The organism is Salinisphaera sp. RV14 (genome assembly GCF_052044135.1).
Classification (GTDB): Bacteria; Pseudomonadota; Gammaproteobacteria; order Nevskiales; family Salinisphaeraceae; genus Salinisphaera.
Window position 1 is genome coordinate 17,126 of sequence record NZ_JBQDYF010000028.1, and the last position, 13,668, is coordinate 30,793.

Below are 13,668 nucleotides of genomic sequence, written 5' to 3' on the forward strand. Positions count from 1 at the left end.
GACAAGTCCAATCGGAGATACTGACCGTCCAGCTGCCAGGGGGGCTCCCAAAAATAGTGCGTTTAAATGACGGATTACTGGTTCAAGTACCGATAAAACCCTGTAATAACAGAAAGCCCGGAATCCATCCAGTCACGATGCCGCAGGCAATCGATAAGTTTCCCACAGGCCTCATAATTGCCTTCTTCATAGTCAATAGCAGAAAGAAACAGAACCAAAGAATCGCCCAGGCCGACCAATTAAACGCGTTCCAGATTCCGAAAACACCGCTTGCATTAGATACCGCCTCCGCGGCTACAACTAAAGCCGTTAGGCTAACGAACAGGCAGAACCAACCTAAGCCCTGGCCGTCCGCCCCAAGGAACTGGTTAGCAGCTACCCATAGGTAGGTAAACGCGAACAGAAGAGTAAGTGCCGCTGCCTTGATTGTCGTCGCGTCTCCTGATCCGCCACTTATTATTAAGTACAGTGCTACGAAAACACTGAGGAACCCAACGAATATATTGATAACCGTTATTTCTTTATCACCTATACCACCTCGAAGCCATATTCCGTTCAGAAGAAGAACCGCACCAACGTAAAATAATGTAAGTCCAAACATTGATTTCTCCTCATCATATTTTATCTATTTTTTTATTGGCTATACCAACGACATGATTTCGTTCGCTATGTCGCTAATCTTTCTCCTGCTTTTCATCGCCTTCTGAGAGAGATATTCATGTGCCTGCGCTTCGGTCATACTCTTCTGTGTCATAAGCAACACTTTCGCTCTATTGACCACGGCGCTTGAACGTAGACGTTGCCGATATTTCCCGTTTTCTTTTATCAGCTTGGTACGCTGCAACGTGTTCAATCGCGCCGTTACTAATGTTGGCAACACTTTATTCTCATCAAACGGCTCCATAATTACTCCGTGAGCCTCCAGGTCAATAATTTTTTCTAGAACAGTCGGACTTTCATAGTCCACTACCGCAATAACGGTTAGATCCCCCGCGAAGCTTTCCACAAACCGTTTCAGCGCGTTGTGTTCTCTTTCGTCTACAAGAGCTGTGAACATCACCTGTACGTGACCACATTTGTCTCGCTGTGGAGGAGGCCAACAGTGTTGAACATGACAGCCAATTCTGATCAGATGTAGGACAAGGCGATCGACAAATCCACCTCCAGGAGCTATCACGAGAGAATGAAGTTCTCTTAGACTGCTCAGAATGTCACGGCTAGTCACGCCCCTCACCCTCCGTCATTTCTGCAGTCCAATCTTCAAGTTGATGTACTACAACGTAGGGATCCGGCCGAATCTGCTTTGCGGACCGCCATTTAATTTCAAATTGACCTGTTGAATCAATCATCGCAATACGTGACGACAAGTGCATATGATTGTTTTCACGCTCAAGCCAAACTTCACCTTGCGGTGCGATCAGGCGACTTTCATACATCCGCTGCTTAATATTCTCGACATCACTCGCATCCTCATCAACCAACGCGTGAGCAAGCGATAACGTCTGGTGATATGCAGCCTCGGCCCACGCATTAATTGCTACGTCTTCCGGGAAAAACTCCTTACACGCGATGACGAATCGTTTGCTTTCGGGCGTATCTACTGTAGAAAAATAGGGTGCAACCACGATGTGTCCTTCTGCAACTTCAACGTCCATCCTGGCCACCTCTGCCTCGCTAGTCGTCAAACTTGCAATTCTCGGCCGTTTACCTAACCCACATTTTTCGGCGAGGACTCGATATATATCGGCCGTCGCAGCACCCACTACCGTAGAAAAAACGACATCGGGCTCTAAGGAGATCAGTCGGTCAACGGCCCGGTCGATGGTCTCGGCCGATGGATATAGAGGTATGTAAATCTCATCCAGCACAACACCTCCGTGCTGGCGGTACAGATGCCGCATGACATGGTTACTCTCGCGGGGGTATATATAGTCAGAACCAATAAATGCGACTCGTTCGCCGTATCTGGTTATTAAGTAGGCTGCGAGAGGCGCACTATTTTGGTTAGGGGCAGGCCCTCCGTAAAAAATATTTGGCGAATACTCAAACCCCTCATACAACGTTGGATAACAAAGTAGCGCTTCCGCCCTCTCTATAACGGGCAAAACCGCTTTTCTACTGCTAGACATGTAGCATCCGACGAAGTATTGAATCCCTTCTTGTCTTACTAACTTATCTACAAAGGCTTTGTACCTCTCCTTAGCGCATCCCAAATCCTCGGTGCGTACTGAAATTGGCTCACCGCTAATTTCAACGCTTCGATTAACCTCATTGATAGCCAGGAGCGCGCCATAATATTGTGAGCGCTCAACATCTGCGGTCACACCTGTGTGTGAGAAAAGGAGTGCGATCGTAGAAGCCTGCTCTCTTTGACGACTCATAAGCTTGTCGTTCCTGTCTAACCGGAAATGACTTCGAACCGAACTGCTTGTGCGCCGCTTCGATTATTTGCCTCTGCACGGATGACATGAGGCGTGCTGAGCACGTTGTCCCCAAGCCCTTCCTGAAAAAGAAAACGGGCAAGCGGAATCTCAAATAAGCGTCGAACTGAACGATTAATGCCTCTGGCCCCATAGCGGCTGTCGAATCCGCAGTCGATGATCGCGTCGCGAACCGCGTTTGCCACGATAAGCTGAACATTCTGTTTAGACAGCCTTTCCTGCAATTGCTTAATCCTCTTATCGATGACCAAATGCAATGAGTTTTTCTTGAGAGCGCGAAATACAATAGTCTCGTCTATTCGATTTAGGAATTCGGGCAAAAACCGATCACGCAAAACCCGGTTGACGAATTTGCTACTTGCCGCGGAGCGAGAGGGAACGAACCTCTGGAAAGCCCTAGCCCACAACCCGGTAACCAAACGATCACGCTGCAGTTCGCGTGCCCCGAGATTACTTGTCATAAATATTATTGCGTTTCTGAAATTATAGGACCTTTCGCCAGACGTAAGCGTTAACCAACCGTTATCAAAGATATTCATAAGTGAAAGAATTACGGGATCGCTGGCTTTCTCGACTTCATCGAACAAGACCAATCCCGGCCGACCGCCATTGCCTTCAATTAATTCGTGGGATAGGAGGCTGTGACCTTCTTTGCTTCCAGCATAACCGGGAGGCGCGCCAGTGATCGCAGCTGAATAATGCGCCTGCGACAAAGTGTTCATGTCTATCCGGCAGAAATGCTCCTTAGTACCGTAGATTGCTTGCGAAATAACCCGTATTAACTCGGTCTTACCGACTCCTGTAGGGCCCAGAAACAAGGCAACAAATAGCGGGCGACTGGGGTCGCATATTGGGCTTGATGCAATGTAGAGGATGTCTTCAATTGCCGGCAACACATCCTCCTGACCAAATATGTTCGCGCGAACTTCACTTATAACTTTAGCGGGATCGAACTTTAGCGTTTCGGGCTCGCGCTCGGCTGCTGGACCGAAAGCTCCGGCAGATGAGGCCGATCCGTTGGCACGATCTACGCTATCGTCCAGCATTTCGTTTATAAATGGCATAGGCTTCTTAAACGGGTGAACCGGGGCCAGGTCTGACCCCGGTTATTATTGTATTGCTCAGGCTTCCCGGACTTTGGCTTCGTACGGCAATTCGCCGTATGGGCATTCAGCTGTGCCGGTCGTCGTTCTTGTTAAGGCCTCACTTTGATGGCGGGCCGTTTCAGCTTCTTGGACCCATGTCCGATAGAATTCAAAGGGGCAATTGGCGAGTCCACGAACATCGTCTCCCGAGGCTTGCATCCCCGTGTAGCCGCGGTGCAACATTTTGAAAAGATGATTTTGCGACTGATCGTTCGCGCGAGCATCGCGGATCGCGGATACCGATAGCTGGGCGTACTGAATACCGTTTTCCTCGGTACCGCATTCGCCCAACGTCCGGCCATCAAAGCCGATGATCGACGAATGCCCGAAGTAGGAATAAACCCCGTCGAAGCCCGCCGCGTTGGACACGGCTACGTATGAATTATTCGCCCACGCCATGGTTTTCGACATCATGATCTGCTGTTCCTTTGCCGGGTACATATACCCTTGGGAACGAACTATAAGCTCGGCGCCCTTCATAGCGCAGTCTCGCCAGATCTCGGGATAGTTGCCGTCGTCACATATAATTAAACTGATCTTAAGGCCCTTAGGCCCCTCACAAACGTAGGTGTTATCACCCGGATACCAACCTTCAACTGGGCACCATGGAATAACCTTCCTATATTTCTGTACGATCTCTCCTTTGTTGTTCATCAAAATAAGCGTGTTATACGGGTTTTTATTTGGGTGATCTTCATGTTTTTCGCCCGTTAAGGAAAAAACCCCCCAGGTATTCGCTGCCCGACACGCCTGAGCGAATATTTCTGTTTCGTCGCCTGGGACGGATGCGGCCGTATCGAACATCTCTTTCGGGTCGTACATGATCCCCTGCGTGGAATATTCGGGAAAGACCACCAGGTCCATGCCTGGCAGCCCCACCTTCATACCTTTAATCATCTCGGCGATCTTATTAGCGTTCTCGCGAACTTCTTCGCGGGTATGAAGCCTAGGCATTTTGTAATTCACGACGGCGACGCCGACCGTATCGTTGCTGCTCGAAATATCTCCGTGACGCATAAAAATGCTCCTTTGGTTATTGGTGCGGTGAAGTTCACCACTGGTTTGACTGACTACGGTTGCCTTATCGGTCAAGTAGTCAGCAATTCGCCGATTTTGCGGTCCACAACGGCCGCATCTTCGGAATTAATAGCGGGGCCGCCCGCGAAATGGCCCCAGACCGAGTCGATCGGTACCAGTTCGGCGTTGGGCATGTGCTCCACTTCAAAAGCACTGTCTTCCGGCGGGAAATATAGGTCCGTCGCCCCCGGCATGACGTAGGTCCTGGCCTTGATTGCGGCCAGCGCCGCGGTAAGATCGCCGCGATAGAGCTCGTTATCGCTGATGTCGCCGTGCTGCCAGGTCCAGAGCATGGCGAGCAGGTTGTTGGCATCCTTGGGCAGGAAAAAGCCTTCCCAGAAACCGATCAGGAAATCCTCGAGCGAGGAATAGCCCATGGCCTGGAGGTCGAGTTCCTGGCGATAGAAGGTCTGGGAGAATCCCCAGCCGGCGTATACACGCGCGGCGGCACGCAGACCACGGTTGGGCTTGCCGTCGTACCAGCCTTCATTCCAGGCGGCATCGGCGGTCAGGGCCGCTTTGACGCCTTCAAGAAATACGTAGTTATGACGCGAACACTTCGCCGAGCCGCAGAAAGGCGCGAGCAGATCCATCATGTCCGGGTACATCGCGCCCCAGTGGAAAGTCTGCAGCGCCCCCATTGACCAGCCGGTGACGAGCCGGATGTGCTCGATTCCAAAGCCTTCGGTCAGCAGTTTGTGCTGAGCGCGCACGTTGTCGTAAGCGGTGACCTGTGGGAACCGCGGGCCGTTGTACGGCTCGGGCGTATTGCTCGGCGAAGATGACAGACCGTTGCCGAGCATGTTCGGAATGATGATGAAGTATTTTTCCGGGTCCAGCGCCATGCTGGGGCCGACCAGCCATTCATTGTCGTAGTGTTGGCCCGAATACCAGGTCGGGTAGACAATGACGTTGCTCTTGTCTGCGTTCAGCGTGCCGAAGGTCTTGTAGGCGAGTTTGCAGTCACGCAGCGTGGCGCCGCGCTGCAGGCGCCAGTCGCCGAGGTCGAAAATGGAATAATCCTGACTCATGCTTTGCGTCCTGTCGGTGAATGGGCGCGGTATTCCTCATCGAACGCCGCGCCGACGCGCCACCTGCGGCGGCAACTATTGCGCCGTCAGTGGCTGATCATCCATGGCCGGTGGCCGGTACGGGTTCTGACCCCGCCCGGGTTGGCGGCCTGGGATGGCTTGCCGCAGCCACAGTTCGACGAATGCACATGATTTTTTTCGACCCGAGGACTGTGCGAGCTGCGCTCGTTGGTCGCGTGGGCATGGCGGCGGGCGGCGTCGAGCAAGGCCAGACGGGGCGCAGAGATCATGCGAGTGGCTGACGTACTGCAATCGGGGCAGTCGGCCGGCGCGTTGCGCTCGGCCATGCGCCGGCTGGCAGTGAAGGGACCGCATTTGGGGCAGCGATATTCGTAGAGTGGCATGCCGATCTCCTATCAATCGTAGGCGATGGGCACGTCGACACTGCCGTCGATGTGTTTCGTCGGGCCGTCGCTGCCGGGGTGGATATCGAAATCGAAGATTTCGGACGGGATCCACAGCGTGGCGCAGGAATTCGGGATGTCGACCACGCCGCTGAGGTGCCCCTGTACCGGCGCGACGCCGAGAATCGAGTAGGCCTGGGCGCCCGAATAGCCGAATTTCTTGAGATATTCGATCGCATTGAGACAGGCCTGGCGGTAGGCGACGTTGACGTCCAGATAGTGCTGATGACCCGTCTCGTCCACCGAGATGCCCTCGAAGATCAGATAATCCTGATAGTTCGGGGTGATGGGGCTGGGCTTGAAGATCGGGTTCTTGATGCCGTATTTGGCCATGCCGCCCTTGATCAGCTCGACCTTCATGTGCACCCAGCCGCCGGCCATTTCGATGGCACCGCAGAAGGTGATCTCGCCGTCGCCCTGGCTGAAGTGCAGGTCACCCACGGACAGCCCGCCGCCGTCGACGTAGACCGGGAAGAAGATCTTCGAGCCGCGCGACAGATCCTTGATATCGACGTTGCCGCCATGCTCCCGGGGCGGCACCGTGCGCGCGCCTTCGGCGGCCGCCTTGGCGCGTGCGTCGCCGGTCAGTGCCCCCATATGGGCCGTGGCTGGCGCCGGCGGGTTGGCCAGTGGGGGCACGCGTTCCGGATCGGTCGCGATCAGATCGGCTTCGCGGCTGTTCCAGGTGTCGAGCAGATCCTGGCTCGGCAGGCAGCCGATCAGGCCGGGATGGATCAGGCCGGCAAACTGCACGCCCGGGACATGGCGTGAGGTCGTGTACAGACCGTGGAAGTCCCAGATCGATTTCTGGGCGTGGGGAAAATGGTCGGTGAGAAAGCCGCCGCCGTTCTGCTTCGAGAAGAAGCCATTGAAGCCCCAGGGCGCTTCTTCCTTGGCGCCGATGTCGAGCAGGTCGACCACCAGCAGGTCGCCCGGGGCCGCGCCTTCCACGCCGACTGGGCCCGACAGATAGTGGACCGTGGACAGGTCGACATCGCGGACATCGGAGGCATCGTCGTTATTGGCGATCGCGCCCGAAGTCCAGTCGTAGGTCTCCAGAATGAAATCGTTGCCGGGCTTGACCCAGCAGGCCATCGGGATGTCCGGGTGCCAGCGGTTGTGCACCTGGGGGTTCTCGGTGGCCGGGGTGTCGAGATCGACCTTGATCAGTGTATTACTCATATCCGCCTACCTCTGTCCAGGAGTCTTTGACGCAAAAAAAAAGCCCCCTCGCCGCTAAGTAGCAGCTGGGAGCTTATTTGCCCTATATATTTAGCCGGCTAAAAACTATCGACGCTGACAGTTTTAACCTGATGTGAACTAAGTAATCATGGCTAGCTATCCTAGCGCAACATGTTTTCGACGAAAGTCTCAGTGCTGGGCCACGGTGCATCCGTATTCACAGAGGGGGCTCCTAACAGCCACCTCACGCGAATCCGCTGCCTAAGTTATACAAGCGAGCCAAAGGCGGAATGTTCTCGGGTTCTAACCGGCTCTCTAAAGCCAGAACTGGACAGCCGCCTCTTAGACAATCCGATCGTCTTCCATACCTATCGCATCTTCGCCTGTGACTTCGATATACCCAGCAGCAGACCGAATTGCCAAACGGCTTGGGGTGGCGTACCGCAGACGACGGCGTTTGAGGGATTGGCGCGGCGATGACGAAATTTCCGTGGCAGATACCCCCTTGAATTTTAAGAAACGCCATCGGAATTGCGACCGGAACGTCTGGCCTGATGCCACGACGCGATGAATAGGCGCTCAGGAGAGGATGCTCTGGTTGTCGTGATGACGTCGACCGGCAGAGTTCGTTCGCCAGACGAGGCTCATACAATGATGGTTTCAGCCTTGTGCAGGAGCAGTGCCTGGACCTTCTCGACCGATCCTGTCTGCAATTCCTGGATAGGCGCCCGGCGAGCCCCTGTGGTGTCAGCCAAGGCCGTGTTCGGTGTCGTCAGCCAAGCCCAGGCCCTCGTCGGGATCGCTGAACGACCGCAAGACGGTGTCGAGCCCGGGACAATGCGAGCCGGTTGGTCGCGACGTTTAGCAGCGACCAGCCGGGACCGGGGAAACGTATGGCCACGGTCGCTACGTCGCCCGTATATCAGGCCATCGCGCAGACGGTTGCGCATCGTTTGATCCGAGACCCCGAGCTCGGTGGCGAATTCCTTGGTGGACAGGAACTGATCGTCGAGCGCCGGCTCACGCATCGGTGGCGCCAGCGGCCAGTGATCAGCTCGCCCGGTAGGCGGACCCATCTGCGCATGACACCTCTTCCGCGCGCGGGGAACCGCCCTCTCAAAAACGGTAGCTCGCACGCTCGGCGGGATCCCCTGCGCACCGGATCCCGCCCTGGCGATGGCGATGGCGATGGCGATGGCGGTATCACCATTGGAACAGCATCGCGGGTGGCAAGCCCGACTTGATCTGGCTTCATTCAAGAATTGTTCCAGTCGCGCCCACAGACCACGCGGCGGAAAACTGCTGTAGAAGCGCCGTTCGCTCACGCCGGCTCAAGGCCCGCGTGAACGGCGAGCTGGAGCGCATATCGCACGCATAGTCGGATTCGGCCACCAGCAAGTCGATCAACGCACGCTTGTCGTAGTCCGCGAGCACGCGATCCCATTGCACCAGCCACCAGGCATTAGGGGGCGTATTGGGACGATGGCGGTCCAGAAACGCACGGGCCTTGGCGATCTCGCCCGAGTAGTCGGCTTCCACCTTCTTGGCGATCGCGCGATGCAGGTGGAGGGATTTGGCGAACTCGCGACGCATGGCAGGGCTATCCGGTCAACTGATCTCTTGATTAGTCCCGAAACTCAGCCAGCCTGAGCCGATCTTCGGCCCAAGGTGTCGTGGTGGCGGCGGCGCAGATGAGTCGCGGCAGGATAGCGCGCAGGTCATAGCGACGATTGAAGCGGTACTGGAAGTCGGCCAGATAACGCGATGCGTATTTGGCGAACTTGAAGGCGTGATAGGTGCCGGTGATCGCATTCTTGAGGTTACCCAGCATGATGTTGACCCATCGAAACTCGGGATGGGTGGCCGAGGCCCGGCCGGAGCCGGTGACCAGCGCGAGATGGCTTGCGACTTCCGCGCGCAAGGCACGAAACGCCGGCAGGCCGTCGGAGACGGCCTCGGTCTCGGCGGCCAACGCCTCGTTGGCCCAGTCGGCGATCGCCGCCGAGGTGAAGGGGGCACACTGGATGACCCCTTGATGGGGCTTGCGATCGACCGTGGTCGATACGGCGATCACAAACGGGATCTTGTTGGGTGAACCGCGGCCGCGCTGGCCGGGTTCGGCGGCGCGTTCGCCGCCGAGATAGGCGTCATCGATCTCGACGCGCCCGGATAGCTGGCGGCGCGATTCACGCTCGACCATGACCTGCATCAGTTTCTGCTTGATCCGCCAGGCGGACCGGTAGCTCACCCCGAGCTGGCGCCGAAGCTCCAACGCTGAAACGTTGTTCTTGGCCTGGGTCATCAAGTGCATGGCCAGAAACCATGTCGTCAGGGGCAGCTTGGTCGAGGCGAAGATCGTGCCGGACGTCACCGTGGTCTGATGCCGGCAACGCTGGCACTGCCAATGTGTGCGGTCCGCGCGCTCGAACGTCGTGTGCCGCCGGCACCGACAGGCCGGACAACTAAAGCCTTTCGGCCAGCGCGCGGACGCCACCGCGGCCTCGCACTGGGCTTCAGTGCCGTAGCGCTGCATGAATTCTCGCATCGACAAGCCCGGTTGCATTTGAACCCGATTGATCGCCATGACATCACTCCTGTGCTGTCATGGCCTGATTATCCAGAGCGACTGGGTCATTCCGTGACCCGGCTGAGTTTCGGGACTAATCAAGTCATGGATTGACCTGCCCGTCCTCAACGTAACCCACGATGGTTGAGGACGGGCAGGTCAATCCATGATGTCTAGTGCGTGTATCCAAAGAAAAATTAGCAGAGGCGACCGCCCGCTGTTAATCGGCATCGCTCAGAACGTGCGCCATTCGAGAGCCTCTAACGGAATGTCATTTTCGAGGTCGCCAAACATGCCACCACCGCCCCCATCGGCCGCCGCCGGCGCGGATGCGGGTAACCGAGCTGTGTAAGCCGACACCGCACTCGGTGCGTTCCAGCCTCTACCCAATCTCCGATGACGCAAGCGGTCCCACTCGGGTTGCGTCTCCGCGACGGCGTGAGACAACGAAAGCGAGCGTGATGACCGCCCATCACGGTAGCCGTCACCGGCCGGACTCACTCCGGGCCGATAGCCAGCGCCATCCGCCCGCCGCCTCGGGCTTGTTCCAGAACAACCGCAGGAACACGTGCCATGCGAGACATCACGCCCGGTACTCGGGTGCCGCGCCGAGTCTTGATCACCACCCGAAATCGCTCTTTGAACGACTGGACGAATTGACGGAACACCGGTTGCTGACCACGCTCAGCGTGGTTGCCGCCGCCCTGTATATCGCGATCGCCGAGATCAGCGCCGGGCCCGAGCCAATGGGCGTGCTCCCGGCCCTGTGCCACGTCACGCTCGAAAGGCCGTCCCTCCCCCAGGTGCCGTTCATCGTGCTGGCCCTGCCGTTTCATCCGCTCAGGAAAAAACGCAAGATCGACGCCTGGGCCCGCGCCGGCTGGTACCGCGAAGGCTTCGAGCCGACACACCACGACCTGCGGCAACTGCGCCGCGTCACCCAAGAGGAGATCACCGCCCACCGACAACGCCAGCACGGCTGAAGCCGGACACACCACCGGATACCCATTCAGCGGCGGAGTCCACCCGATGATGAGAACTTCCCGAATCCTGCGTTTTATCGCCACCGGTTGTGGCCTGTTCGCCGGCGTGATCGCCGCCGACCCCTGGCACTGGGGTACGACCGTGACCCTCCCATGCGGCGGTCTGCTGCTGCTGATCGCGATCGGCGTGTTCGTCAGTGCGCGGCTGCGGGAAGACCGGGATTCGCCATGACCGATGATTGTCGTGACTGCTCTCCGCCCTATCGGACAGGGCTTCCCCTTCTCTCAGGCAGCGACCAGCAAGACATACACCATGACGTGATAATCGCAACGCCTTTATTCGCTGCTTTCTCTCGGAGACCACGCCTGGCTTTGGTGCAGCACGCGCAGGATCTCGATCACGTCGCCTGACTGGCGATAGACCGCCAGGTAGGGCGTCTGCACGATGACCCGCTCGCGGATGCCCGGGACCCGACCGCGCCGGCCAATAGGAGGATGCCGCGAGCAAACGATTCACGTGGCCCGTGATGCGCTCGTCGTTTTCGATCGCGGCGGCCGGGTTGTCCAGCGCGATGTACTCGATAATGGCGCAACGGTCGGCCCGCAATGCCGAAAGCTACTGGCGCGGGGGCCCTCCGGCGGTGGCCCAACCGGGCGCGTTATATACAGAACATAAATAGAGAATACCGGCGCCCGACGCCGTGGCGACGAGCAACCGGCGAGGTCATGCGGGCGTGAGCGCGGCGTCAGGAGTGGCTGTTGGCGTCAGAGGTGGCCGCAGTCGCGGCGGGGGCCGTGTTTTGAGCGGACGACAGCGGGACCAACTGGACGTCAAGTTTCTTGGGCGTGTTGTAGCCGTTGGCGCCATCCGCGGCGTCCAGGGCGCCACCCAGGAGGCCGCCAACGAGCACGTTGCCGCCGGTGACTACCGAAACGTGATGCTTGAAGTGCACCATGTAGGGCTGATAGCCGTCGTGCGTGAGCTTGACCGTCTGGTGGGCGTGGCGGCTGATCGTTGCCTTCATCGGCGTCGTGCCGACCTGCTTGCCATCGACGAAGACGGTGGCCTTGGACGGCGTGCTTTTCACCGACACGTCCTGGTGCGTGCCGTGCGTGACGGTCGCGCAACCGGACAGGCCGGCCACAGTGGTCACAATGGCGAGCGAGGCGACGAGGCGGGGCGAAAGTGACATGGGAGTCTCCCTGGTGGTTTATTTACTGCATTGCGCCTAATACGCGGAGCCGGCTTTTGACATCCGACGCCGAGGCGGCATCCTGGATCGCGAGCTCGTTGAAACCGATCGCGACTCTTGTGTGAAACGCCGGCCGCTCCTGGAACGCCCGGCGTTTTTGCTGCAGGGCCCCGCACGCGGTCACCGCAGATCGAGGTCATACTAGGCCCGACTCGTCGGCGTTGCCCGGCCCGCCGTTGGCGAAACGGCGGCGGCCGCGACATGGACGGCCCGGCTTTCGGCGGGTGGCCGGTAACCGCGGCGACGCTTGCGCCTGACAGCCTCATGGGCGGCCTGAAGCGCCTCGCCATACGTCGCGTACCACTGCTCCTGCCGCCGCCCGTCGGTACCGATCCGCCCCCCCCACCAACACACGGTGACCCAGTCGCCGAACAGCGTCGGCTCGACTCCGACCCAGTAGAAGCGCGCCATGCTCTGGGCCAGATCCAGACGCTCCACATAAAACGACATCTCGTTCATGCGTGCCCGGACCCGCCCGGGGTCATGAGTCCGTCGCGGGCCCGGCCGATGGCGGCCGCGTTGCGAGCCGGTCCTGCAGCGCCTCCAGACACTCGAGGGCCTTCTGCTCTCGGGGCTCGGCTGTCTCGGCGGCCGTCATCGCCTTCGACTCCGCGACATCCCGCGCCGCCTCCGCCGCCTGGCGGGCGTCATAGGACCTCGGCAACCGCCTGGAAGCCCGCTTCCGACTCGATGACCAGTTCAATAGGCACATGGCCATCAAGCAGCGGATGTTCCATCGTCAAGAACCGTTGAGCCTTGCATTCGTTTCGAAAGCACTGGTTAGTTTGCGCAAAGATGCGCGCCGCCCGGTAAAGTTTCTCGCTCTCACCGCGCGTGAAATTTTCGCCGCGACGGACCCGGCGCTGATAGGTCCGATCGGCAATGATATAGCGGCGAAAGGTCGCGGCCGGAATACCAAGGGTCCTCGCCACGTGCTCGATCACGTGACGCGGCAATCCGTCCTTGAGTGCGTCGTTCAGATGCAGGTAGGACGCCGGTTGGGTGTCCGGCAGATCCAGTATTTCGCAGATCGTGCTGACTTCGGATTTGAATGCGCGCATTGCATTATGCTGCGAAACGCTATGCATTTTACTATATCACGCCATTTGGCCGCCATCGGCTGAACGTGCACTGGTTCCTGAGCTTGGAGGGTGCAAAGGAAAACATCGAGAACTGGCTCATCGAATACAATGCGGATCGGACCCACAGCTCGCTCGGGAACGTGACGCCCCGCGAGTACTATCTGAGTCACTCACAGGCCTGTTTTTTCCAAGTCTGGCTGCTCAGTTATCGGGGAGGGGGTCACGGTATCTTAAGTCTCGCATTCCATCCTCTGTTGCCATCGGGGTGAAAGGGACAAAACCACATGATCACAACCAAGGCTCGCACCCGCGCAACGAATCTCAGCCATCGGCTATCGGCGCTGCTCGGTTTGTGGCCTTTTCTGCGGCCGCACCGGAGACTAGCCTAGGGCGCTGCTGAAATAGAAGCCAAATTATGTCCCGAGACTCGTCTGCCGTAGGTTC

The 13,668-nt window shown here is 57.8% G+C and carries 18 protein-coding genes; 3 read left to right on the forward strand and 15 right to left on the reverse strand.

Features of this window, described 5'->3' with window-relative positions:
• Nucleotides 1-82 precede the first annotated feature (82 nt).
• The 11 genes from ACS8Y6_RS17390 to ACS8Y6_RS17440 all read right to left on the reverse strand — a co-directional run bounded on the left by ACS8Y6_RS17390 (nt 83) and on the right by ACS8Y6_RS17440 (nt 9,924).
• A complete protein-coding gene (locus tag ACS8Y6_RS17390; RefSeq protein WP_440851521.1) occupies nt 83-601 on the reverse strand; it encodes an AmiS/UreI family transporter in 519 nt (172 codons plus the stop codon).
• A gap of 39 nt (nt 602-640) precedes the next feature.
• Entirely contained in the window at nt 641-1,234 is a 594-nt protein-coding gene (locus tag ACS8Y6_RS17395; RefSeq protein WP_440851522.1) for an ANTAR domain-containing response regulator, read from the reverse strand.
• Nucleotides 1,218-2,381: a transporter substrate-binding domain-containing protein gene (locus ACS8Y6_RS17400; protein ID WP_440851523.1), complete on the reverse strand. Its 1,164-nt coding sequence runs from the start codon at nt 2,379-2,381 to the stop codon at nt 1,218-1,220. Before ACS8Y6_RS17400 ends, ACS8Y6_RS17395 begins: the two co-directional genes overlap by 17 nt.
• A gap of 17 nt (nt 2,382-2,398) precedes the next feature.
• Complete coding sequence (locus ACS8Y6_RS17405; RefSeq protein ID WP_440851524.1) at nt 2,399-3,487, reverse strand: AAA family ATPase; 1,089 nt, start codon at nt 3,485-3,487, stop codon at nt 2,399-2,401.
• A 75-nt stretch (nt 3,488-3,562) separates the two neighbouring features.
• Nucleotides 3,563-4,603, reverse strand: a complete 1,041-nt coding sequence (locus tag ACS8Y6_RS17410) for an aliphatic amidase (RefSeq protein WP_440851538.1) — start codon at nt 4,601-4,603, stop codon at nt 3,563-3,565.
• A 71-nt stretch (nt 4,604-4,674) separates the two neighbouring features.
• On the reverse strand, nt 4,675-5,694 hold the full coding sequence (locus ACS8Y6_RS17415; RefSeq protein ID WP_440851525.1) for an alpha/beta fold hydrolase: 1,020 nt from the start codon (nt 5,692-5,694) through the stop codon (nt 4,675-4,677).
• Nucleotides 5,695-5,780: 86 nt separating this feature from the next.
• Nucleotides 5,781-6,098: an FmdB family zinc ribbon protein gene (locus ACS8Y6_RS17420; RefSeq protein ID WP_440851526.1), complete on the reverse strand. Its 318-nt coding sequence runs from the start codon at nt 6,096-6,098 to the stop codon at nt 5,781-5,783.
• Nucleotides 6,099-6,110: 12 nt separating this feature from the next.
• Nucleotides 6,111-7,340, reverse strand: a complete 1,230-nt coding sequence (fmdA, locus tag ACS8Y6_RS17425) for a formamidase (RefSeq protein WP_440851527.1) — start codon at nt 7,338-7,340, stop codon at nt 6,111-6,113.
• A gap of 644 nt (nt 7,341-7,984) precedes the next feature.
• On the reverse strand, nt 7,985-8,368 hold the full coding sequence (locus ACS8Y6_RS17430; protein ID WP_440851528.1) for a hypothetical protein: 384 nt from the start codon (nt 8,366-8,368) through the stop codon (nt 7,985-7,987).
• A gap of 223 nt (nt 8,369-8,591) precedes the next feature.
• A complete protein-coding gene (locus tag ACS8Y6_RS17435; RefSeq protein WP_440851529.1) occupies nt 8,592-8,933 on the reverse strand; it encodes a hypothetical protein in 342 nt (113 codons plus the stop codon).
• 31 nt (nt 8,934-8,964) lie between these two features.
• Nucleotides 8,965-9,924, reverse strand: coding sequence for an IS1595 family transposase (locus ACS8Y6_RS17440; protein WP_440851530.1), 960 nt, complete (start codon nt 9,922-9,924; stop codon nt 8,965-8,967).
• Between the two features lie 443 nt (nt 9,925-10,367).
• On the opposite strand from ACS8Y6_RS17440, the gene ACS8Y6_RS17445 reads away from it, so the two are divergent.
• Together ACS8Y6_RS17445 and ACS8Y6_RS17450 are read left to right on the forward strand one after the other, a co-directional pair.
• Entirely contained in the window at nt 10,368-10,889 is a 522-nt protein-coding gene (locus tag ACS8Y6_RS17445; protein WP_440851531.1) for a hypothetical protein, read from the forward strand.
• 46 nt (nt 10,890-10,935) lie between these two features.
• Entirely contained in the window at nt 10,936-11,121 is a 186-nt protein-coding gene (locus ACS8Y6_RS17450; RefSeq protein WP_440856160.1) for a hypothetical protein, read from the forward strand.
• A gap of 104 nt (nt 11,122-11,225) precedes the next feature.
• On the opposite strand, the gene ACS8Y6_RS17455 is transcribed toward ACS8Y6_RS17450, so the two are convergent.
• The 4 genes from ACS8Y6_RS17455 to ACS8Y6_RS17470 all read right to left on the reverse strand — a co-directional run bounded on the left by ACS8Y6_RS17455 (nt 11,226) and on the right by ACS8Y6_RS17470 (nt 13,203).
• Nucleotides 11,226-11,333, reverse strand: a complete 108-nt coding sequence (locus ACS8Y6_RS17455; protein WP_440851533.1) for a type II toxin-antitoxin system RelE/ParE family toxin — start codon at nt 11,331-11,333, stop codon at nt 11,226-11,228.
• Between the two features lie 302 nt (nt 11,334-11,635).
• A complete protein-coding gene (locus tag ACS8Y6_RS17460; RefSeq protein WP_440851534.1) occupies nt 11,636-12,082 on the reverse strand; it encodes a PEGA domain-containing protein in 447 nt (148 codons plus the stop codon).
• Between the two features lie 201 nt (nt 12,083-12,283).
• The gene (locus ACS8Y6_RS17465; RefSeq protein WP_440851535.1) at nt 12,284-12,601 is read right to left on the reverse strand and encodes a WGR domain-containing protein; all 318 of its coding nucleotides are present in this window, start codon (nt 12,599-12,601) and stop codon (nt 12,284-12,286) included.
• A gap of 188 nt (nt 12,602-12,789) precedes the next feature.
• Nucleotides 12,790-13,203, reverse strand: a complete 414-nt coding sequence (locus ACS8Y6_RS17470) for an antitoxin Xre-like helix-turn-helix domain-containing protein (RefSeq protein WP_440851536.1) — start codon at nt 13,201-13,203, stop codon at nt 12,790-12,792.
• Here ACS8Y6_RS17470 and ACS8Y6_RS17475 point away from each other — a divergent pair.
• Entirely contained in the window at nt 13,194-13,493 is a 300-nt protein-coding gene (locus ACS8Y6_RS17475; protein ID WP_440851537.1) for an integrase core domain-containing protein, read from the forward strand. The genes ACS8Y6_RS17470 and ACS8Y6_RS17475 overlap by 10 nt on opposite strands.
• Nucleotides 13,494-13,668: the final 175 nt, after the last annotated feature.

Coding starts and splice junctions, on each gene's coding strand:
- ACS8Y6_RS17445 (WP_440851531.1), top strand. CDS start 10,368: ATGACCGCCCATCACGGTAGCCGTCACCGGCCGGACTCACTCCGGGCC.
- fmdA (WP_440851527.1), bottom strand. CDS start 7,340: ATGAGTAATACACTGATCAAGGTCGATCTCGACACCCCGGCCACCGAG.
- ACS8Y6_RS17405 (WP_440851524.1), bottom strand. CDS start 3,487: ATGCTGGACGATAGCGTAGATCGTGCCAACGGATCGGCCTCATCTGCC.
- ACS8Y6_RS17450 (WP_440856160.1), top strand. CDS start 10,936: ATGATGAGAACTTCCCGAATCCTGCGTTTTATCGCCACCGGTTGTGGC.
- ACS8Y6_RS17435 (WP_440851529.1), bottom strand. CDS start 8,933: ATGCGTCGCGAGTTCGCCAAATCCCTCCACCTGCATCGCGCGATCGCC.
- ACS8Y6_RS17400 (WP_440851523.1), bottom strand. CDS start 2,381: ATGAGTCGTCAAAGAGAGCAGGCTTCTACGATCGCACTCCTTTTCTCA.
- ACS8Y6_RS17390 (WP_440851521.1), bottom strand. CDS start 601: ATGTTTGGACTTACATTATTTTACGTTGGTGCGGTTCTTCTTCTGAAC.
- ACS8Y6_RS17430 (WP_440851528.1), bottom strand. CDS start 8,368: ATGCGTGAGCCGGCGCTCGACGATCAGTTCCTGTCCACCAAGGAATTC.
- ACS8Y6_RS17410 (WP_440851538.1), bottom strand. CDS start 4,603: ATGCGTCACGGAGATATTTCGAGCAGCAACGATACGGTCGGCGTCGCC.
- ACS8Y6_RS17460 (WP_440851534.1), bottom strand. CDS start 12,082: ATGTCACTTTCGCCCCGCCTCGTCGCCTCGCTCGCCATTGTGACCACT.
- ACS8Y6_RS17475 (WP_440851537.1), top strand. CDS start 13,194: ATGCGCGCATTGCATTATGCTGCGAAACGCTATGCATTTTACTATATC.
- ACS8Y6_RS17465 (WP_440851535.1), bottom strand. CDS start 12,601: ATGAACGAGATGTCGTTTTATGTGGAGCGTCTGGATCTGGCCCAGAGC.
- ACS8Y6_RS17420 (WP_440851526.1), bottom strand. CDS start 6,098: ATGCCACTCTACGAATATCGCTGCCCCAAATGCGGTCCCTTCACTGCC.
- ACS8Y6_RS17440 (WP_440851530.1), bottom strand. CDS start 9,924: ATGGCGATCAATCGGGTTCAAATGCAACCGGGCTTGTCGATGCGAGAA.
- ACS8Y6_RS17415 (WP_440851525.1), bottom strand. CDS start 5,694: ATGAGTCAGGATTATTCCATTTTCGACCTCGGCGACTGGCGCCTGCAG.
- ACS8Y6_RS17470 (WP_440851536.1), bottom strand. CDS start 13,203: ATGCGCGCATTCAAATCCGAAGTCAGCACGATCTGCGAAATACTGGAT.